The following is a 20,744-nucleotide window of genomic DNA, read 5'->3' on the forward strand; positions in this document are numbered from 1 at the left end:
CGGAGCACCGCCCGGGCCGATGCCACCCTGGCTGGTGCAGCGGGACGTGCTCGCCGCTACACAGCACGATGCCCTGCTGGAGTGGACGCTGGCCAATGCGGCGCGCTTCTCCCCCTCCGCGCTCGACCAGGGGTTGATCGATCCAGCGTTCCGCCGTTCGGTAAGCTTGCGTGATTTGGGGCCGTTCACCGACCTGTTCGACGGCTACATCCGCGCGCGGCTGCCCGAACTGATTGCTCAGCTTCGCATGACACCGTTCGCGCCAAGCCGGATCGAGCTGGAAGTCGTCGCGCATAATGACGGCGCGCATTTCGCCTTGCATGGTGATCTTGTCACCGGACGCAGCAACGGACTGGGCGATCGTATGCTCAGCGCGGTCTATTATTTTCACCGCACGCCCAAGGGCTTTTCGGGGGGGTGCCTCCGTCTGCACCGGATCGGCGCGAAACCCGGGGATGCGGGCGTGGATGTTACGCCCGAGCGCAACAGCCTGGTCGTCTTTCCGTCCTGGGCACTGCATGAAGTCTTGCCGGTGCGCTGCCCCTCCGGAGCATTCGGGGATTCGCGCTTCGCCATCAATTGCTGGGTCTATCGCGCGCGCCAACCCTAGGCGATGGTTACGATCTCCCGGTCGTGCATGTCGGCGATGAACGCGATGACGTCCTGGCGGCACGTATCGGGATCGACCGAATGCGCGTCGGCGATCATGGTGCAGAGCGTCCCGACCGAGACCGGTGTTTCCAACGCCCCCCAGATCAACGCAGCGGTGCGATTGAGTTGAAAGAAGTATCCGTTCTGCACGTTCAGTATCACCGCTTCGTCGCCGATATCGGCCGCGATCATCTCATGGTGCCGGCTCACCGTCATCGTGTCGTCGATTTCAATTGCTGACATGCCTGCCCCTTCCCAGCCCGTACCGTTTCAAATCTTGAAGGCGTTTTCGAGCCACATGTCCATCGCCAGCGTGAACCACACCGGCCCCCACGGCTGATCCGGCACGACGCCGGTCGACCCGGCGTCACGCCAGTGCTGAAACGCGGCGTGCATTTCCCCAATCTTCGGGCCATCGACCCAGCCAAGCTGGGCGCACAGCAATTGATCGGCCGGGCGCTGACGCAGCAATTCGGAGATCGCATCGACGGTGTGCGCGACGAAGGTCGCCTTGCTTTGCCGCGTGCGGACCTTTTCGGGCAGGACTCCCTTCATCGCCTGGCGCAGCAGATATTTCTTTTGTCCGAAGCGGTTCAGCATCGACCCCGACGCGCCCATCAGGAAGCTGGCCAAGCGCTGATCGTGAAAGGGATGGCGGTGTTCGATGCCGAAGCTGGCGGCATAGGCCATTGCCGGTTCGACATTCACATGCCGCCGCGCGAGCGCGAACACGCCGTAGCGCTGCTTTTGCGCCATTCCGGGCAAATCGAGCGGCAACGCATCGGCATACCAGCGGTCCGACAGTCCAATGCGCCGCGCCCAGTCGGGATTGAGCCACGGCGGGGCGGCGGTCGCGAAATCGAGATGCGGCCGCAACAGCCGCTCGCGCTGGCTCTTGCGCACCAGCGGCCCGACGCCGTGATACAGGATGCGGCGGGCCGAAACATGCGCCGGCGCACCGGGAAAATGCTGGAACCCCGCCTTGACCAGCGTCGCCCAGCGCCCGGAGCGAACCAGATCGGGCCAATAGGCTAGCGACCCGGCAAGCCAATCATCGCCGCCTTCGCCGGTCAGCAAGACGCGTTCGCCGTCGGCTTGCTGACGGATACAGACCTCTGCCATCGTATCGAGCACGTTGGGCCGCAGCGGGAGTTGCAGCGTATCGGCGCACCATTGCCGCGCGGCGTCGGGATCGAACGGATGCGAGCCGACGACTTTCGCGGTGATGCCGAGATGCGCCTCGACCGCGCTGCTCCATTCGGTCTCATCATGCGGTTCGCCCGGAAAGCGCGCGGTGATCGCGCCGATCTGCCGATCGATCCGCCCGGCGCGGTGAAGCTGGGTCGCGCGGCATACCACTGAGGAGGAATCGAGCCCGCCCGAAAGCTGCGACGAGAGCGGCGTCGCGCTGCGGGTGACCGCGATCAGTGCCTGATCGAACAATTCCTGAAAGCGCGCGACATGATCGGCATCGCTCATCCGCGACACGTCCTCGAACGGGCCGACATGCCAATGCCATTCGCGCACCCGGCCCTTTTCCAGTGCAAGCGCCGCGCCCTGTGGCAAGCGGTTTAGGCCCTGCCAGAACGTCTCGGTCTGGCTGACGAAACGCGCGGAGAGGAATTCGCCGATCGCCGCTTCGTTGAGCTTGCGCTCCATGCCCATCCCGACGACCAGCGAGCGCGGTTCGGTCGCAAAACCGAAGGTCGTGCCATCGAAGGTCCAGACGATCGGACGCCAGCCATAAGGCGAGCGCACCAATAACAAGCGCCGGTCGCGCGGCTGCCACACTGCGATGACGAAGTCGCCGACCAACGCGGTAACGTAATTATCGCCGCGCCGGTCGAACAGGGCGAGCGCGATTTCGCCATCCGGCGCGGTTGCCAGCTGGTCGCCGTGTGCGCCGAGTTGGCGGAGCAGGTCGCCGCGATTGTCGAGCCGACCGTCGAACACCATTACTGCGCCAGAATTTGCGCTGACGAACGGCTGTAGCTCGCCAACCGCTTCGGGCGTGGTTGCGTGGGCGAAGCGGATCAGCCCGGCCGGACCATCGCGCCAGTGCGACACCCCGTCGAAGCCGCGCGGCACGGCAGCCCGTACGATCGACGAGAGCAATCCCTCGGTCATGTCACGGCCATCGCAATGAACGGCGCCGGCGATCGCTCCCATTCCGTCCCTCGTTCAACGTACTGCCACGGGGTAGTACCAGCTTTTCGAGGCACGACAATCGCGCACACCCCGCTCTGCCCGCCTATGCTAGGCTGCAGCCTCCAGCGCCGTCGCACCGGCGGCAGCCCGGCGGGCGATCACAGCGGGACGCGCGCGCACCACGATATTCATCAGCATGTCTTCGTGATCGATCACGAAATCGCGGGCGACCAGCCAAGCGACGTCGGCGTGTTTCTCCGGTGGGATCGAACGACGTGAGGTCGGCTTGTCGAGCGCCCGCAGCAGCGCCGCCTGCGCTGGCGTCAACGGCGTCATCGGTGCGCGCGCCACTTTGCGCGTATCGAGCACCGCTTCGGTCGCGCCGATCTGGAAAAGTTCGAGCGCGGGGGGCGGCTCCTGCCGCCACGCCGCTTTCCACGATTCGATCGCTGCGGTGAGCCGTGACCGAAGATCGGCATCATCGAGCAGCGGCGTGGTGTAGGTGCCGCCGAAATGATAGCCGACCTCATCGGCGCCGACATGCAGCGGATAGAGTTGGCGATAGCCTGGCGCGGGCGTAATTTCCCCAATGCCGAGGCCGATCGGATCGAAGTAATAGGGGCTGTAGCGATCGATCAAAATCTTATTGCCGCCGGTCGGCGCGTGCAGATGCTCGAGCTTTGGCATCAGGCGGACCATCGCCTCATAATGCTCCACCTCCTCACCCGGGAAACCGTAGATGATGCCCCAATAGAATTGCATGCCGATCCCGCGGCCGTGGCGCAACAAGGCGATGTTTTGATGCGCCGACACGCCCTTGCGCATCAATTTGAGCACTGGACTGGACAATGATTCGATCCCCGGCTGAATCGCCACGACCCCGCCCATCGCCATCGTGTCGACTTGCGCTTCGGTCAGGTTCGCTTTCACTTCGTAGAATAATTTCATCGGCGCGCCGGCCGCGGCCAGATCCGGCAACAAGTCGCGTAAATATCGGACCGGCATGATGTTATCGGTCATCCAGACCCTTTCCACGCCCCAGGGCTGCAGCGCGTCGAGCTCCGCCTTTACGGTGGCAACCGGTTTTTCCCGGAACGCCATGCCCTCACCGTTCAAGCCGCAAAAGGTACAATGGTTCTTTGCCCCCCACCAGCAACCGCGCGAGGTTTCCATCATCAAATAGCGCGGTAGCCAATCCGGCAGCGCGCCCGATGCCTGAACCGGGCGCAGGTCGGCGAAGAAATCGGTGTAATCGGGTGGGAAGACCGTGCGCATGTCGCGCACCGGTTCCGACCGAATTACGCGCGCCTCGGGTCGGATGCCGCGGCGGAGATAGTCCTCGCAAAATTCGGGAAAATCCACATCGGCTTCCCCGGCGAAGAAATGATCGATCCACGGAAATGCCTTGGCCAAGCCGAGACTTAGCGGCCACGCGGCATTGGCGCCGCCCATCACCGTCACGATCGTGGGGTCGGCTTCCTTGACCAAGCGGGCGATCGTCGCCGCCGCCAGATTCTACTCGAAGGTCGAGGAGACGCCCACGATGCGCGGGCGCAGGGCCAGGATCTGTGCGGTCACTTCAGCGAGCATGGGGGCGATCGCAGGCTCGACGCGATCGGACTCGGCACGGCGCGCGTCGGGCAGCGGATCGAGCGGCGGCAAACCTGCCACCGTCGCCGCGGGATAGGCATGGGCGCGGAACAGCCGCTCCCCCACCATCTGATTCATTTCGCCGTGGCTGATGGCGTCATAGGCCTCGAGCCCGACCCGCTTGGCCAAGGCAATGCCGGCATACACGATGCGCGTGCGAAGCCCCCGTGCCACGCAAGCGCTTTTGAGGATGGCGGTGCCAAGCTGGGGGTAATGCATCGAATCGAACGGTGGAACGACCAGACAGACGTCGGTCGCGTTTGCCGTCACGTCATGCTCCATCTCGCGCCCCCTTATGTGCCAGCCCTACCTAACACGACGTGGCACGTCTGCCAGCCCCATCGCCGCGTCCGCGCACGTCCAGATCGCCATGTCGGGATAGGCTTGCGTCATCCGGTAGCGTGCGCGGAAGGCCGGTTCGAGGCTGGGATCGTAGAGCCGCCCGGCAAAGGGCGCGCCGCGCCCGGTGATCCAATATGTAACAGCGCAATGGTCGAAGAGCTTTCGCGTGACGATATCGGCCGTCGCCGCGCTGCTGACCAGCACAAAGCTCTGCTCCATGAAACGCAAGGGGCGCTTGGCGCGGGGGATTTCGGCCTGGAAATAGGCAACGTCGGCATCGCCGGAGCGACCGTTTGCGCGACGGCCAGAACCGCTGCCGATCGCGACGGATTCGCCCGGATGCGCGTCCAGAAAGCGTCGGATATTGCCTTGCAGTTGCGCGTTGTGCGCAGCCTCCCGCCTGTCGAACAGGCGCGGGGTGCGCTGGCGCGCGTCGATAAGCACCAGCGCTATCAACGCGCCGATCAGGGCCAGCTGACGCGCGGCGATACCGCCGCGATCATCCAGCGACCGCGCCAAGCATAATGTGACGGCGGGCAGGAACGGTGCCAGGTGCCACGGCCCGGCCGCACCATTGCAGGCGATGACGAAAATCGGCACCCATGGCAGCGCGATCCAACCCAACTCCGCCGCGCGGTCGCGGCGGTTTTCGCTGCGGGACCATAAGAGCGGCGGCAGCAATGCGATGATCGTGAACAGCAGATTGTGGCCGAACGCCTTGAGCATCGGCCGGTAATGACTGGTTTCCTCGTAAAAGATCTGCGGCGTGATCCCTGCCGCGGGTACCAGATAGGGCACAACCGCACCGAGTACGGCGCCGATCGCCACAAGCCCGAGCTTAGAACCGCGCGCTGTGCCTCGCTGCATCAACATCGGGAGCAAGGCAGGGAGGACGTAGAGAAACGCGGTAAATTTCAGCGCCATGCCGAGCCCGCCGCACAGGCCGAGCAGAACCGCAGCGCCGCGATTGCGATCGGCCGCGCGCGCTGCGGCCAATGCCAGCGCCGCGAGCAGCACGAGCATCTGATCGGACCGGACGCCACCGACATCGAGCAAGCCGAGTTCTGCAACCATGAGGCCGGTGGCCGCAGTCGACGCGAGGCGGGAGGTGCCCATCGCCCGCGCCAGCCGCCAGGTAACAATCGCCGCAGCGAGCTCCGCAAGCGCCATTGGCAAACCGACCAGCGGATCCCCGATGCCGAACCAGCTTTGGGTCACGCCGAGGATCTCGTAATGCAACGGCCCATAGGCCCAGCGATAGAACAATCCGTCTCGCAGTGCCGGCTGGATCGGCTGGCCGTTCAGCCACGCCCCGGCAATCGCCTGAAGCCCCGAATCCCAGGCGGACGGCACAGCACCGCGTAGCGCGGCTGCAATCACCCCCAGCCGCAGGCCGATCGCCACGGCGAGTGTCGCCAGTGCGACACCTGCTGCGGCGCGGCGGACCGTGGCCGGGAGCGGCGTACGCGGGGCGAACGCGGCCAGAAGGACTGCCAGGGCCGGCACCAAATAGGCGAGCTGAAATCCAGGCAGCGACATCGCCCGCCCCCTATCGCAAGTCGCGGCCCCGTCCAAATCGCCCCGCGCCCGGCATCAAGTCATGTGGCTCGATCGGATCGTCCTCCCGTTCGGGGGTCAATGCCCGGACATCGCCGTCGATCAGGCCCCCCGGGCGGTTCCGGCGCGGCGCCCTCGAAGCCGGGGAACTGCAGTGACACGCTTCACCTCGTATCGCTACGAATTGCTCAGTCGTCGCGCCCGCCTTCGCGACCGCCCCGTCTCATGGGCAGCATCGCCCGGACGCAGAGGCGTTGCCTTTTGCCAAAAGCCGGGGTTTGACGATCCCCCGCCGCATGGCCGCTTGGTCGACTTCGTTTAAGGCCCACAGACTATGACCAGGGAATGCTCACTCCTATACGTGAGCCGCGTAACCATTGATCCAGTGCGGCGGGACGCCGAATTCGCGGCAATTATAGCGCACGCGCATGCTTACAATCCGACGGTGGGAATCACCGGCGGCCTGGTGCGGGCGAAGAACTGGTTCGCACAATTGCTTGAGGGATCCACTGACGCGGTCGACACGCTGATGCAAAGCATCGCGCGCGATACGCGCCATGCCGACGTCACGATATTGCGGGTGAGGCCTCAAAACACCCGTCGGCTTGGCGGTTGGTCGATGGCCTACGCAGGAGAGTGGAATTATACGGCGCAAAACATTGCTGACGTATTCGGCCATGGGCTAAACGTGGACGAACAGAAAATTGATCGCCTCGACAAGATGATCGTCGACTTTGCATCGGCATAGCTCTTCCAGCGGATGATCCTGCCGAAGACAAAGGTTTGATCATGGCCGAGTGCCGACCGACCGGATTTGATCGTTGGCCCGACTGGTAAGGTCCACCGCGCGCCATTCCGAACCGAGCTTGCCGACGAACGGACCGGCGCCCTTTCGGAACAAACAGGTGTCCGGCGTGTGGAGCGGCCTTGAGCACCCTGATCGTCCGAGACTGGATCAACGCCGCCAGCAAAACCTGGTAAGCGCCTCGCCAAAAGGGAGGAGCTTGCCGGGAATTAGAGTCGGCTTGAGCTGGTCTAGCGCTTCTGGCCCGACCAATAAACCGGCTGCATCGGCATTCCCATTCCGACCGTTGCGCCAATCTCAGGTATCGACACTTGCGCCGTAATGTGCTGATTTCAGACATTACGATCGTCACAATGGCGAGGCGAGGAGGACGTTCGTGGGGCAGGCGAGTAGGGCGTTAGCAAAATCGACAATCGACCGTCGCAGCCTGAACCGCCTTGAAACGCACTTCATCTCGCCGGAGATTTACCTGCGGGACGACGTGGCCGAGCGCCAGGCGAAGCTGGCGCGCATCGTCGCGAACGAGATCGTACCACGGCTGCTCCGGCTGCACACCGAGGTCATTCCCGCTGCACCGCCGGTAGCGTTGGTCATCGAGACGCTGGCCCCGACCGGCGCCGACATCACGGGCCTCGCCGACATCGTTCTGGGCAGCGATCTGGAGGCGGCGGCCGCCTACGTGCTCGTGCTTCGCGACCGTGGGCTCTCAACCGATACGTTATTCCTCGACCTGTTAGAGCCGACCGCGCGGCTGCTCGGCGAGATGTGGGACCGCGACGAGTGCGACTTCATCGATGTCACCTTGGGTATTGCCCGGCTGCAGAAGCTGCTGGCGATCTTTAACGACACCTACACCTTAGCGGCGCTGGACGAGCGTCGCCATATTCTGATGGCAATGACGCCGGGCAACCAACATTCCTTCGGAGTCACAATGGTTGAGCGGTTCCTGCTGGCGGCAGGATGGCAGGTCCGGACAGAGCTTGAGGGTACATCCGAAGACATCGCCGACGTTGCGAAGAGCACCTGGTTTGCGGTCGTCGGATTAACGGCCGGGTCGGAGCGCCAGCTCGATAGCATGAGGACCACGATCGCGCAGATACGCCGGGAGTCGCGTAATCAGGCGGTCGGCATCATGGTCGGGGGACCAATGTTCACGGCGAACCCAGCGCTGGCGCATGACGTCGGCGCTGACGCCACGGCGCCAAATGCGCCCGCCGCCGTCATCGTCGCGCAGAAACTCTTTGATCTCGCGGCGGCTACCTTCCGGGACAGCGCGTTGCGGTAACTTGCAGGCAGTAACGCCAAATGCAGAGGCCGCGGCGCGTATCTCGTAGAGAGGCTTCTGGCTTTTTCCAGTGGCATCGACGATTTTGCGGGCCAATGCGGCGTTGCAGCCATAGGCCCTTCAGGTAGAGTCCGCGCACACGCCCGTTTTCGCGCGCTCGCTATATTGCGAGGCGCGCGGCGCGAAAGTCTCAGCGTGTCGACGGGACCGGCTCTCGTGAACAATCCGTCGCCCGTCAGCCTCCCCCCGGTGCCTTGAGTCCGCGTGGCGGCGTTTCGGGTGATGGCGAATTGCCCGGGCTCCCGATCTTCCAGTCGATCCGGTACAAGTCGAAGCGGCGGTCGGCCAAATTGCGGACGGTTCCTTCCGCCCGCGCCCAGGTCAGATCGGCCATGTTCACGTCGGCAATGGTCAGCGTTTCGATATTCTCGCTCGCCTCTGCCGCGATGCCGTCGCGCGCGAACGGAAAGTCGCACGGCGTCAGGATGCAGGACTGGGCGTATTGGATGTCCATATTGTCCACGCCGGGCAGATTGCCGACATTGCCAGACAGCACCACGAAACACTGATTTTCAATGGCGCGCGCTTGGGAACAATAGCGCACGCGCATGTATCCCTGGCGGTTGTCGGTACAAAACGGCACGAAAATGATCCGCGCGCCTTCGTCGACCAACCGCCGGGCAAGTTCGGGGAACTCGCTATCGTAGCAGATCAGAACGCCGATCGGTCCGACGTCGGTCTGAATGACATCGACCGAACTGCCACCCTTGATCTTCCACCAATAGGCTTCGTTCGGCGTCGGGTGGATCTTCTCCTGTGAGTGGATCGACCCGTCGCGCAGGCAGACGTACGCGACGTTCTGGATGCTGCCATCCGCCACACGCGTTGGATGCGACCCGCCGATGATGTTGATATTGTAGCGCAGCGCCATGCGCGAAAGCTCCGCGACGATCGGCTCGCGATGCTCGGTCATGCGGTCGATCGCTTCCATCGGCGACAGCGTCTTCGGCTCATATGATAACAGCGGAATCGTGAAGAGCTCGGGAAAGACGACGAAATCCGAGCGATAGTCGGCCGCGACATCGACGAAATATTCGACGTTCTTCACGAACGCCGCGAAATCCTCGACGGCGCGGGCCTGAAACTGGACTGTCGCCAGGCGGACGCTCTCCACGTCGCGCGGCACGCGAAACGCCGGCGGCTCGTTTGGATCGACATAGGGATTGCGCCACACCATGTGCGCCGCAAAGCCGCCCGACGCCTTATCGAAGGGTAGATATTTGGGGAGCACGCCGATGGGGGTGAAGCCATTGGCGAGCTGAAAGCCGATGACCTGGTCGCGCTGCTCGCCTGCGACGACCTGCTTTAAATACTCCGTCGGATCGCCAATTTTGGATTTGGCACGCGCATATCCCGGCATGCGACCGCCGAACACGATCCCACGCAATTCCAGCCGTTCGGCGAGGACACGCCGGGCCTCGTAAAGGCGCTTGCCGATCCGCAATCCGCGATGGCGTTCATCGACGGCCATCTCGATACCGTAAAGCCAGTCGCCGGTCGGATCGTGACGGCTGCCAAAGCCGTTGCCGCTGATCGTGGCCCAGTCATGCGGCGTGAGGGCAATGGCTTCGTCAATCCGCGAGGACGCGCAATATCCGACGATTGCCCCTTCAAAAACCGCAACGAACTGGCCTTGCGGGAAATTGTTGATCTGCCCACTGATCTGGCCCGAACTGTAATTCTCGATGCCGGGATAGGCGCGACTGATCAGCGCGAGAATCCCCGACACGTCCTGGGGCACGGCTACGCGAATTTCGAGGGTGGCGGGCGTTTTACTGGGCACGATACGTTCCTGCTTGCGACGGTGCGGACGCTCTCAAAGCGCTTCTGATCCGCTTGTCCAGAGGCATTCACCAAAAGTACCGGCGACATGCCGCGGCTTCCTACCGCTTGTCGTGTATGACTCTGGAGCGCTGGCGATGCAAAATAATGCCCTTCGCTGCGTGGGAGTCGGATCTCGACCGGTTTTGCGTGGGGCAAGCGGCGATCTTCCTGCCGACGCGGCAGGTCGAACACTGCCTTCCCAAAATGAGGTGAACGAACGTCCGACTGTGGGTCGTTTCGTGATTACGGTCGCGCTGAACGAATGGCAGCTAGATCGAAATCGCGTCCCGTTCAACCTACCCTCAGGTGGTTGATGATCCCATGGTGATCCCCAACAGCGCCGCGCTTGCGATTGGCAATCCAAAGGTAGAGGATTTTATCATTGTTTTTTAATAGGTTAAGCGTGGTGGAGCTGAGCGGAATCGAACCGCTGGCCTCTGCAGTGCGATTGCAGCGCTCTCCCATCTGAGCTACAGCCCCGCACCACGCCTTCGCGCCCTCAAACGGGCTGCGGCGCAGATTTAGCGACGCTTTTTACCCGATGCAACCACGCGCCGCGGATTGCGCTCCGCTCGGCGTTCTCGATCGGCGATTGGCCATTGCCAATGTAGCGGCATCGGCATACCCAGCTTTCGAAAATCACCAAGAGGATGTCATCGATGACCCGTGCCTGGACCCTGAAATCGCGCCCGAACGGCATGCCGGTAACAACCGATTTCGAGCTGATCGACGTTGCTAGTGCCGCGCTGAAAGATGGCGAAGTGCGCATCGCGAACCGCTGGCTGTCGGTTGATCCATACATGCGCGGGCGGATGAACGACGTGAAATCCTACGTTCCGCCCTTCGCCTTGGGCGAACCGATGCAGGGCGGCGCGATCGGCGAAGTGGTGGAGAGCAAAGCCGAGGGCATCGCGGTCGGCGACATGGTGCAGCACATGCTGGGCTGGCGCGACGAAGCCGTGCTGCCGGGTGCGAGCGTGCAGAAGCTGCCCGATCTGGGCGTACCGCCGCAACAATTCCTGGGGTTGCTGGGGATGCCGGGGATGACGGCGTATTTCGGTCTGCTGCGCGTCGCCGAGGCCAAGGCAGGCGATGTCGTGTTCGTGTCGGCCGCGGCGGGCGCAGTCGGATCGACCGTGGTGCAAGTCGCCAAGGCGAGCGGGATGACGGTGATCGGCAGCGCGGGCGGGGCGGAGAAATGCGCGCTGGTCAAGTCGCTCGGTGCCGATGCGGTGATCGATTACAAGAGCGACGGACCGCTGGTGAAGAAGCTGATGGCGGCGCTGGGCGAGATCGGCAAGGACGGCATCGACGTCTATTTCGACAATGTCGGCGGTGAGCATCTCGATGCCGCGCTGGCGACCGGCAATTTGCACGCGCGCTTTGCGATTTGCGGGATGATCGACATCTACAATTCGGCCAAGCCGACCGAGCTGCGCTATCTCGCGCGGCTGATCGGGATGCGCATCCGCATGACCGGCCTACTGGTGAGCGACCATATGGGCCATGCGGCGGAATTCTACCGCGTGATGGGCGGCTGGCTGACCGAGGGCAAATTGCACAATTCGGAGACGGTGTTCGACGGGCTGGAGGCGACGCCGGAGGCGTTCCTTGGGCTGTTCACGGGTGGGAATACCGGGAAGATGCTGGTCAAGGTTTGATGCCTAGCGCCAGGACGGGTCGAGCGGCTGGCCACGGTTTTTCCAGGGGCCGACAGAGAGACCGTTCTGGCGTCGAGCCTTATCCGCATCGTCAATAAACTTTGGATCGTTGGGCATAGCTCGATCGAGTGTACGCGCCGAATGGTCGGCGCGTGACCGCGCGATTGCCGCCGCCCAGGCCGCTGCGGAAACACCGGCCGGACGACCAGAATAGACGGGCGCGCGCGCTTCAAACGTGCTCGCCTGTTTCATTAGGTTTGTCATCGCGATCATATCGCTCCCAGCCCAACCATTGATCGCAGGGCCAAGCGTAGCGCGGATTGCGCCGCGCAGCGCGGCATCGCCGTCGCGCGATCCGAGCCGCGCCCAGGGTTCGCTCCTAATTTGCCAAACGTAATACCAAAACGCCGCGCGTTCAAAATCACCGAGCGCTACCAACTCGCTAATCACCTGAATCAGCGCGGACGGATGGACGTCGCCCGGATGCGCAACAATGAATCGTCGTGCAGCCGCACGTTGCGCAACCGATCCCCGCTGCATGATTTCAAGCTGAGCTTCGTTCGGACTCATGCCGGAAAATTCATTGCCGACGAAGCTGTATGATCCGGCAAAGCCTGGAAGGACCTGATCCAGCGCAGTGCAATCGTCCCCAAAACCAAAGGTGTCTTCATCCTCGGCGAGCTGCGATATCATCGTTTGATCGGAAAAGATCCCGGTCGCCAATGTTATCAGAGCGCTGTCGCTCGAGTCCGTTCGAACAGGCTCAAGGAAATCCCTATCCACGCCGTTCGAAACGCCGCAACCAAAAATCCTCGCGTCCAACCGATCAGGCTCATCATCCCCCAGCCCAGTCAACGACACACGGTTCGGGAATGTCGATTTGACGGGCCACGCGATCAATTCTGCCTGCCTCGATGCGGGCGCGCGGTACATATCGATCGTGGTGCCCTTCAAGACAATACGCGGTAATGCGACCCAGCCGGGCGCGGTACGCATTACCGCATCATGCGCGGCCATTGCCTCCGCACGCGCAGCCGACGAGCGCGCAACATTCTTGCCGCCCACTGCGGCCCGCAATTTCAGAACTTGAAACAGCGTGAAATATGAACTCCCAATCGGCACGGTTACGCCATCCAAGGCCGTCGAAGCGCGCGCCAACTCTCCTAAAGCGAGCGATAGTTCGGCGTCTAGCAACCTTGTCGGCGTCGCCGCTTCGGAGGCGGTGGCACAGATAGTCCTTAGGGAAAGGGCGCGAGCGAGGCTGTCTTGCTGGCGTTCGCTCAAAGGTCCCAAACCGTCCTCAAATGGCGTACCAGCAGGTGGCACATCGAACTCGCTTAACGAGATCAGACGCCACGGCTGACGCAATTCTGCAACCAGAGCGGGCCATTCGGTTGCAAGCGCCGCAGTGCATGGTGATGAAGCTGGGGCAGGTTCAGTCGGCGAAGCGCCCGACAGCAGCATAGACATCATCGTCGAAACCAGCATAGCACCACACTCCCCCCGCACTCAGCAGACTGTTCGCTCAAATCGCGCCCGAGAACGTGTCGCACTGGTTCGGGTCACCAGTGTCGAGGCCCTTGCGCAGCCATGTCATGCGCTGCGCAGAAGTCCCATGCGTAAAGCTGTCGGGGACGACGCGGCCTTGCGTTTCCTTTTGCAGCGTGTCGTCGCCGATCGCCTGGGCGGCGGTCATGCCTTCTTCGATATCGCCCGGATCGAGCCGATCCTTATTCTGTGCGGCCCAGACGCCAGCGTAGCAATCGGCTTGCAGCTCAAGCTTCACCGAGGCGCGATTGCCCTCGATTTCGCTGCCGCGCTGCTGGATTTGCGCGACCTGATCGGCGGCTCCGGTCAAATGCTGGATATGATGGCCGAATTCGTGTGCGATCACGTAATATTGCGCGAAATCGCCCTTCGCGCCGAAGCGGTTGGCGAGTTCGTCGAAGAACGTCGTGTCGAGATAGATCCCCTGGTCGCGCGGGCAATAGAACGGCCCCATCGCGCTTTGCGCGGCCCCGCAACCGGAGCGGCCGCTGCCGCCGTAGAAGACCAGCTTCGGTGCCTCGAAACGCGGGCCGAGCAGCTTCGCCCAGGTGCGGTCGGCCGAACTGAAGGCATTGCACGCCGCCTTGCTCGCGGGGTTGATCGCACAGCTTGAGGCGGCGTCGGTCCCGGCTTGCTGCTGCCCGACTTGCGCGCTCGGCGCGGATTGCTGACTCCCGCCACCGCCACCAAGCATGCCGAGACCGCCACCGAAGAAGAAGATCACGGCCAGCAACACCGCGACCCCGCCGCAGCCGAAGCGGCTGAACACCAGGGGCAACAGGCCAAAGAGCAAGCCGCCGCCACCGCCGCCGCCGCCAAATCCGAAGCCGCCGCCCCCCTGACCGCGCTGATCCTCTACATTAATGTTCGGATCGAAATCGTCGAGGCGCATGGTCGATAGTCCCAGGGTCGTTTCCGCTGCGGCATGAATGCGTGGGGCGGCGTGGAGTTGCAACGGCTTTTGCGATGACGCAGCCAAAGCGCAAAACGAACGTTGATCCCGCACTGCAACACAGGCATGAAAACTCTATGGCCGATATAAACCCGATCAAACCGAAGCGGCTGGCGAAGGGCGTAAAGGCCCCCCTGCCCCTCCCCGACTGTGTCGCGCTGGTGCTGCAGGGCGGCGGCGCGCTCGGATCGTATCAGGCGGGCGTAATCGAAGGCCTCGCGTCGAGCGGGATCGAAATCGACTGGGTAGCTGGAATTTCGATCGGTGCGATCAACGCGGCAATCGTGGCGGGCAACCCGCCCGAGCGCCGGGTCGAGCGGCTCGGCGCGTTCTGGGACAAGATGAGTTCCGCGCTGCCCAGCTTCCCGATTTTCATGAACGACCAGATGCGCGAATTCCTGCACGAATGGTCGGCAGGGTTCGTGCTGGCGGCGGGCGTGCCGGGGTTCTTCAGCCCGCGCTTCGTTTCGCCAATGTTCGCCGTGCCCGGAACGCCCGAAGCGATGAGCTTCTACGATTCCGCGCCGCTTAAGGCGACGCTCGACTCGTTGATCGATTGGGATTTGCTCAATAACGGTCCGGTCCGCCTGTCGGTCGGCGCGGTCGACGTCGAGAGCGGCAATTTCCATTATTTCGACACGACCGACACGAAGATCGATGCGCGCCACATCATGGCGTCGGGCGCGTTGCCGCCCGGGTTGCCGCCGGTCGAGATCGACGGGCGGCTGTGGTGGGACGGTGGGCTGGTGTCGAACACGCCGCTGACGCATGTGCTCGATCATCAGACCGGGGCGCTGCTCGCGTTCCAGATCGATCTGTTCTCCGCCGCGACCGAGCGCCCGCGCACGATCATGGACGTGATGGCGCGCGAAAAGGAAATCCGCTTCTCCAGCCGCACGCGGCAAGTGTCCGACCAGGTGATGCGCGTCCGCAAGGACCGCGAGCTCGCGCGCAAGGTGATCGCGAAACTGCCCGCAGAGCTCCATGACGACCCCGACGTGGTGGCGCTGCGCGCGCAATCGAACGAGGATCCGGTCAACCTCGTCCACCTGATCTACCGCGCCAATGCGTGGGAGGGCGGCAGCCGCGACTTCGAATTTTCCGCCCGCACGATGCGCGAACATTGGGAGGCGGGGCAGCAAGCTGTGGCCGAGACGATGGCAAACGCGCAATTGGTGGCGCACAACATCGAAACCGGCACCAGCGCGGCGTTCGATCTGACGGTGAAGCCGACTCCTCTTCCCATCCCCTGACCGACCCCACGGAGATTTCGCATGTTCCTTAAGGGCAAGACCGCCATCATCACCGGCTCAACCTCGGGCATCGGGCTTGAATATGCCAAGGGATTCGCCGCCGAGGGCGCGAACGTCGTCATCAACGGCTTTGGCGATGCCGCGGCGATCGAAACCGAGCGCGCCAAGCTCGAAGCGGCGAGCGGTGCCAAGGCGCTGTACGATTCCGCCGACATGACCAAGCCCGACCAGATCGCGGCGATGGTCGCGCGCTGCCATGCCGAGCTCGGCGGTCCGGACATCATCGTCAACAATGCCGGCATCCAGCATGTCGCGCCGATCGAGGATTTCCCGGCGGACAAGTTCGAGGCGATCATCAAGATCAACCTGACCTCGGCCTGGTATCTGATCCAGGCGGCGGTGCCGCACATGAAGGCGGCGAAATGGGGCCGGATCATCTCGACCGCCTCGGCACATTCGCTCGTCGCCTCGCCCAACAAATCGGCGTACGTGATGGCCAAGCACGGCATTGCGGGCCTGACCAAGACGATTGCGCTGGAGACGGCGACGCATGGCATTACGGTCAATTGCATTTCGCCCGGCTATGTCTGGACGCCGCTGGTCGAGGGGCAAATCCCCGACACGATGAAGGCACGCGGGCTGACGCGCGAGCAAGTCATCAATGACTTGCTGCTCGAGGCGCAGCCGACCAAGGAATTCGTAACGGTGGATCAGGTGGCGGCGCTCGCGTTGTTCCTGTGCCGCGACGAGGCGAAGTCGATCACCGGGGCGAACCTGTCCGTGGATGGCGGGTGGACCGCCGCCTAAGACCAAAGTGCTGCTTGGCAACTTTCCATGGCCGTGGTGTGTTGGATTACGGTCGCAACGAAAGAATCAGCGCCTTGAACCCCTTGACCCGAATTTTCGGAACTGCCCTGTGTGCCCTGTCCGCCCCCCTCATCGTGGGCTGTGGCGGCGACAGCGACAAGAAGATCGAGGTCCGCATCGCGCCGTCGCGCGCCGTGCCGCCGGGAGGCGAAACCGTGGCCGACTGGCGCCGGGTTGCCACCGCGGCGGACCGCGCCCGGCTACGCGGGTGGCGGCAGGCGTGGGTCGTTGCGCTGGGGAAGGTCACGTCGGCGGACGGGCTGGCGGTGCTGCGCGCCGATCCGTCGCTGTTCGACCCCGATCGTGTTTTGCCGACCGCAGCCCCGCCCGCTGGGGCATATCGCTGCCGCGTGTTCAAGCTGGGCGCCAACGGCACCGCGATGCGCAATCTCACGACCTACCCCGCGGTCGATTGCATGGTGCGGGACGAAGGCGATGTTTCAAGCCTTTATAAGGTCTCGGGCGCGCAGCGGCCGGTCGGGCTGATCTTCCCGGATTCGGGGTCCCGCGCAGTGTTTCTCGGCACGATGGTATTGGGCGACGAGACCAAGCCGCTCAATTACGGGCAGGACGCCAATCGCGACCTGGCCGGCTACGTCGAGCGGATCGGCCCACGCCGCTGGCGGCTGGTGCTGCCGCAGCCGCGGTTTGAATCGCTGCTCGATGTGGTGGAGATTGTGCCTAAGCCGTAGCGGTCGGGCGGTGATGTCGGGACGTGGTGGCAAGCTGCCGTTCGTCATTCCTGAGGTGGCTTGGGTGATCCATCTGGGTTGCGCCAGCCCTCGGCCACCTCCTTCGCCACCTTCCTCGCGGATGGAGGCCAACCATCGGCTTCGAGTTCACCAACGCAGCCCCAGCAATCGCCGCCACAATCGGCGGAAAGGGGATCGGCTTCCACGCTGAGTAGACGCCCGTAAGTCTGGCAATGCGTTCCCAAATGTGGCCTCCCTCTGACGATTGGCTGACGGTGGTGGAAAGCGGACTTCAGCGCTGCACCTGCAAACGTAGTATCTCGCCATCCTTGTAAGCGATCCGCACCAACAAGCCCGAGCGGATTGGCCCGCCATGCGAAGCTGAGTTGTTAAAGCCAGCGGTCACGCCATAATCCGAGTAGGCGAAGTGCACCCCGCCAACGTCGAACTGCTCGTCTGCGTGTCCCTCCATGGGCATCGGCGTGAAATTCACAACGGGGCCTTCAACCACATTGTAGTCCCCCGTTTTGAGCGCTTGAACGGCCCGGTAGCTATCGAGGCCCACGGTCAAGCCTGAAACGATGGTCCAGCCAGTGGCGAACAAGAGATACAGCCACGGGAACAGTCCTCGTCGTAGCCATCTATGACCGAACGGCACCCATACTGGCCTAAAGACCAGCACAAGACCTATGACCACGAAAATAAGACCAAATGCTGGAAAGCCCCAGTTCCGCATGGGCTGGGCGGCAGCATCGAAAACGGTCACGTATTTCATCAATCCCCACCGTGATCCGATCGGAAGCAAGGAGCAAGCCGTTAGGCGGGCAAGGTCTGCTTCTGAGCGCTAGCGGACGCGAACGCCTCTCCGGTTAGGCACGAAGCGCCTAAACAGACGGGTTAGGAGGTCCAGAACCATGACGGCTGCGGTGGTCAGGATGTAGCAAAGCATCACGATCGTTGGGTCGCCGCCACGATGGCCATCGTACACGACGTACGATGCCACGCCGAGGGTGACGTGACCCCCGTCTTTCATCCAGCGGCAGCCAGAGACCGACCGTTTTTGTCGCGCAGGAGCGCGGGCGAAGCAACGGGCGGGTTTAAACCCGCCCGTTGCTTTTCGAGGTCGGCGGCAAAGGCCGCCGGTGTGGCGTAGCCGAGCGAGGAATGTGGCCGCTCGGTGTTGTAGTCATCGACCCAGCGCGCGAGGATCGAGCGCGCCTGGCGGACCGTGAAGAACAGCGTCTCGTTGAGCAGCTCGTCGCGCATGCGACCGTTGAAGCTCTCGACGAACCCGTTCTGCGTCGGCTTTCCCGGGGCGATATAGTGCCACTCGACGCAAGCATCGCCCGACCACGCGAGAACCGCGTTCGAGGTCAGTTCGGTCCCGTTGTCGCTGACGATCATCCTGGGCGCACCGCGCTCGGCGATCAGATCACCCAGCTCGCGCACCACCCGCTTGCCCGAGATCGACGTGTCGAGCACCGCTCGCAAACACTCGCGCGTCACGTCGTCGACGATGTTGAGGATGCGGAACCGCCGCCCCGTGGCCATCTGGTCGTGGACGAAGTCCAGGCTCCAGCGCTGGTTGGGCAGCGCCAACACGGGTGCCGGTGCCCGCGCACCGACGGCGCGCTTGCGGCCCTTTCGGCGTCGCACCGTCAGACCTTCCTCGCGGTAGAGCCGCTGGGTCTTCTTGCGGTTGATCGTCATGCCGTCGCGCCGCAGCAGGATATGCAGCCGCCGATAGCCGAACCGCCGGCGCTGCTGCGCCAACTCGCGCAGACGCGACCGCAGGTCGCCATCATCCGCCCGGCACGAGCGATACCGCATGCTTTTGCGATCCGCCCCGACGACAGCACACGCCCGCCGCTCGCTCATCCCCAGCGCCGTCTGGAGATGCGCGACCGCTTCCCGCTTCGCGGCAGGCGTTACCATTTTTTTGATAGCAGGTCCTTCAGACCCGCGTTGTCGAGCATCGTGTCCGCCAGCAACCGCTTGAGACGGGCGTTCTCCTCCTCGAGCGCCCGCAACCGCTTCGCATCGGACACCTCCAGACCGCCGAACTTGGCCTTCCACGCATAATAGGTCGCGCTGGACATCCCGTAGCGCCGGCACAGATCCGTCACCACCGCGCCAGCCTCGGCCTCTTTCAGGATGCCGATGATCTGCTCTTCCGAAAACTGCTTCCGCTTCATCTGTCCGTCCCTTCTTCCGGGGTCGGACTCTAGCTCCAACTGGAGGAAAAAACGGGGGTCACGTCAAGGGTGAGCAGGGTAAATAGCGGATCGAAGCGCATCGGTTTCATGCGGCATGCTTCCGCGCTTGGGAACGTCCGCAGATGGGGCGGAAGCAATCATAATCCGCGTGAGCGGCAACCAGCTGACAAAAGCTGCTCAGCCACAGTCCAATCGCCGTAGCCGGCGCGCCGTCAGTCTCGCTATGCGCGCGGCGTGGTCGGCAGGAGCGCCGCATTTTCCTGCTTTTCGGGGCGGATGTAGATCGACGAGAGCCGCGGCTCGGCGGCTTTCAGTTCGGTCTCGATCTCCTCGATCAGCGTCTCGGCGTCGCCCATTGTCAGCGTGTCGCGAAAATCGGCGCTGATCGCGACGAAGATGCTTTGCGGGGCGGTGTGGAGCGTACGGACGTGGTTGACCGCCGTGATTTCCGGGCGCGCTGAGACGATCGCGCGGACTTGGGCAACGACGGCCGGATCGGCTGCTTCGCCGATCAGCAAGCCCTTCGCTTCGCGCGCCAGCAACGCCGCGACGACGCCGAGGATGAGGCCGATTACGATCGAGGCGAGGCCGTCGATGCGCGGATCGTTCCATGCATGGCTCGCCCAGACGCCCACGCCCGCGACGAGCAGTCCGGCGAGCGCGGCGGAATCCTCGAACAGGACGATGAAGCCCGCCGGATCCTTCGACTGACGCACCGCCGCCCACCAGCCGCGCCCGCGATTGGCGGCGGAGAATTCGCGCACGGCGAGAAACCACGACCCGCCCTCCAGCGCGAACGCGACGCCGAGCACGATGTAATTGACCAGCGGATTGCGCAGGTCTTCCGGGTCTTTCCAATGCGCCCAGCCTTCGTAGATCGACACACCCGCGCCGACCCCGAAGATCAGGATTGCGACCACAAAGCTCCAGAAATACAGCTCGCGACCATAGCCGAAGGGATGTGCCTCGTCCGGCGGGCGCCGCCCGCGATGCTGGCCGTAGAGCAGCAGCAGTTGGTTGAAGCTGTCGACGACCGAGTGGAACCCCTCGGTCAGCATCGACGACGATCCGGTGATCGACGCCGCGACGAACTTGGCGACCGCGATGCCGAGATTGGCGAGCAACGCGGCGATGACGACGATGTTTGAACCGTCTTGCTTGGACGCGGACATGGTGGAGGCTCCCTGTCGGGGTGCTGTATGCGGCAGGGGTGTTCCGTGTCACCCTTTGTCT

At 63.4% G+C, this 20,744-nt stretch carries 18 protein-coding genes and 1 tRNA gene; 7 read left to right on the forward strand and 12 right to left on the reverse strand.

Going from position 1 to position 20,744, the window contains the following annotated elements:
• Positions 1–19 precede the first annotated feature (19 nt).
• Positions 20–610: a 2OG-Fe(II) oxygenase gene (locus HMP06_RS07115; RefSeq protein WP_176496469.1), complete on the forward strand. Its 591-nt coding sequence runs from the start codon at positions 20–22 to the stop codon at positions 608–610.
• Here the strand turns inward: HMP06_RS07115 and HMP06_RS07120 are convergent.
• From HMP06_RS07120 to HMP06_RS07140, 5 genes are all read right to left on the reverse strand, one after another.
• Complete coding sequence (locus HMP06_RS07120) at positions 607–894, reverse strand: PqqD family protein (protein ID WP_176496470.1); 288 nt, start codon at positions 892–894, stop codon at positions 607–609. The genes HMP06_RS07115 and HMP06_RS07120 overlap by 4 nt on opposite strands.
• Positions 895–921: 27 nt before the next feature.
• A complete protein-coding gene (locus HMP06_RS07125; protein ID WP_176496471.1) occupies positions 922–2,778 on the reverse strand; it encodes an asparagine synthetase B family protein in 1,857 nt (618 codons plus the stop codon).
• A 129-nt stretch (positions 2,779–2,907) separates the two neighbouring features.
• Positions 2,908–4,311: a RiPP maturation radical SAM C-methyltransferase gene (locus tag HMP06_RS07130; protein ID WP_332103033.1), complete on the reverse strand. Its 1,404-nt coding sequence runs from the start codon at positions 4,309–4,311 to the stop codon at positions 2,908–2,910.
• Between the two features lie 3 nt (positions 4,312–4,314).
• Positions 4,315–4,731, reverse strand: coding sequence for a hypothetical protein (locus HMP06_RS07135; RefSeq protein ID WP_176496473.1), 417 nt, complete (start codon positions 4,729–4,731; stop codon positions 4,315–4,317).
• A 24-nt stretch (positions 4,732–4,755) separates the two neighbouring features.
• On the reverse strand, positions 4,756–6,330 hold the full coding sequence (locus HMP06_RS07140) for a glycosyltransferase family 39 protein (RefSeq protein ID WP_176496474.1): 1,575 nt from the start codon (positions 6,328–6,330) through the stop codon (positions 4,756–4,758).
• 379 nt (positions 6,331–6,709) lie between these two features.
• On the opposite strand from HMP06_RS07140, the gene HMP06_RS07145 reads away from it, so the two are divergent.
• Both HMP06_RS07145 and HMP06_RS07150 read left to right on the forward strand, forming a co-directional pair.
• Positions 6,710–7,096: a BLUF domain-containing protein gene (locus HMP06_RS07145; RefSeq protein ID WP_176496475.1), complete on the forward strand. Its 387-nt coding sequence runs from the start codon at positions 6,710–6,712 to the stop codon at positions 7,094–7,096.
• A gap of 433 nt (positions 7,097–7,529) precedes the next feature.
• The gene (locus tag HMP06_RS07150) at positions 7,530–8,438 is read left to right on the forward strand and encodes a cobalamin B12-binding domain-containing protein (protein ID WP_176496476.1); all 909 of its coding nucleotides are present in this window, start codon (positions 7,530–7,532) and stop codon (positions 8,436–8,438) included.
• 235 nt (positions 8,439–8,673) lie between these two features.
• Here the strand turns inward: HMP06_RS07150 and HMP06_RS07155 are convergent, their stop codons facing one another.
• Positions 8,674–10,281, reverse strand: a complete 1,608-nt coding sequence (locus tag HMP06_RS07155; RefSeq protein ID WP_176496477.1) for a carbon-nitrogen hydrolase family protein — start codon at positions 10,279–10,281, stop codon at positions 8,674–8,676.
• A 445-nt stretch (positions 10,282–10,726) separates the two neighbouring features.
• Positions 10,727–10,802, reverse strand: a tRNA-Ala gene (locus HMP06_RS07160).
• A gap of 179 nt (positions 10,803–10,981) precedes the next feature.
• Between HMP06_RS07160 and HMP06_RS07165 the strand changes: the two genes are divergently transcribed.
• Positions 10,982–11,983: an NADP-dependent oxidoreductase gene (locus HMP06_RS07165; RefSeq protein WP_176496478.1), complete on the forward strand. Its 1,002-nt coding sequence runs from the start codon at positions 10,982–10,984 to the stop codon at positions 11,981–11,983.
• 3 nt (positions 11,984–11,986) lie between these two features.
• On the opposite strand, the gene HMP06_RS07170 is transcribed toward HMP06_RS07165, so the two are convergent.
• Together HMP06_RS07170 and ypfJ are read right to left on the reverse strand one after the other, a co-directional pair.
• Positions 11,987–13,471, reverse strand: coding sequence for a hypothetical protein (locus HMP06_RS07170; protein WP_176496479.1), 1,485 nt, complete (start codon positions 13,469–13,471; stop codon positions 11,987–11,989).
• Positions 13,472–13,508: 37 nt separating this feature from the next.
• On the reverse strand, positions 13,509–14,423 hold the full coding sequence (gene ypfJ / locus HMP06_RS07175) for a KPN_02809 family neutral zinc metallopeptidase (protein ID WP_176496480.1): 915 nt from the start codon (positions 14,421–14,423) through the stop codon (positions 13,509–13,511).
• Between the two features lie 137 nt (positions 14,424–14,560).
• On the opposite strand from ypfJ, the gene HMP06_RS07180 reads away from it, so the two are divergent.
• From HMP06_RS07180 to HMP06_RS07190, 3 genes are all read left to right on the forward strand, one after another.
• Positions 14,561–15,736: a patatin-like phospholipase family protein gene (locus HMP06_RS07180; RefSeq protein WP_176496481.1), complete on the forward strand. Its 1,176-nt coding sequence runs from the start codon at positions 14,561–14,563 to the stop codon at positions 15,734–15,736.
• 21 nt (positions 15,737–15,757) lie between these two features.
• Positions 15,758–16,543 carry a 3-hydroxybutyrate dehydrogenase gene (locus HMP06_RS07185; protein WP_176496482.1) on the forward strand — a complete coding sequence of 262 codons (786 nt, stop codon included), beginning with the start codon at positions 15,758–15,760 and terminating at the stop codon, positions 16,541–16,543.
• A 74-nt stretch (positions 16,544–16,617) separates the two neighbouring features.
• Entirely contained in the window at positions 16,618–17,295 is a 678-nt protein-coding gene (locus tag HMP06_RS07190; RefSeq protein WP_176496483.1) for a DUF4893 domain-containing protein, read from the forward strand.
• Between the two features lie 292 nt (positions 17,296–17,587).
• On the opposite strand, the gene HMP06_RS07195 is transcribed toward HMP06_RS07190, so the two are convergent.
• From HMP06_RS07195 to HMP06_RS07205, 3 genes are all read right to left on the reverse strand, one after another.
• A complete protein-coding gene (locus HMP06_RS07195; protein ID WP_176496484.1) occupies positions 17,588–18,070 on the reverse strand; it encodes a hypothetical protein in 483 nt (160 codons plus the stop codon).
• 254 nt (positions 18,071–18,324) lie between these two features.
• Positions 18,325–19,490, reverse strand: a protein-coding gene (locus tag HMP06_RS07200) for an IS3 family transposase (RefSeq protein WP_176496016.1) whose coding sequence is annotated in 2 segments (ribosomal slippage) — positions 18,325–19,238 and positions 19,238–19,490 — 1,167 coding nt in all. Because the reading frame shifts where the segments join, the coding sequence is not laid out codon by codon here.
• A gap of 242 nt (positions 19,491–19,732) precedes the next feature.
• Positions 19,733–20,683, reverse strand: a complete 951-nt coding sequence (locus tag HMP06_RS07205) for a cation diffusion facilitator family transporter (RefSeq protein ID WP_176496485.1) — start codon at positions 20,681–20,683, stop codon at positions 19,733–19,735.
• Positions 20,684–20,744 lie beyond the last annotated feature (61 nt).

The organism is Sphingomonas sp. HMP6 (assembly GCF_013374095.1).
Classification (GTDB): Bacteria; Pseudomonadota; Alphaproteobacteria; order Sphingomonadales; family Sphingomonadaceae; genus Sphingomonas.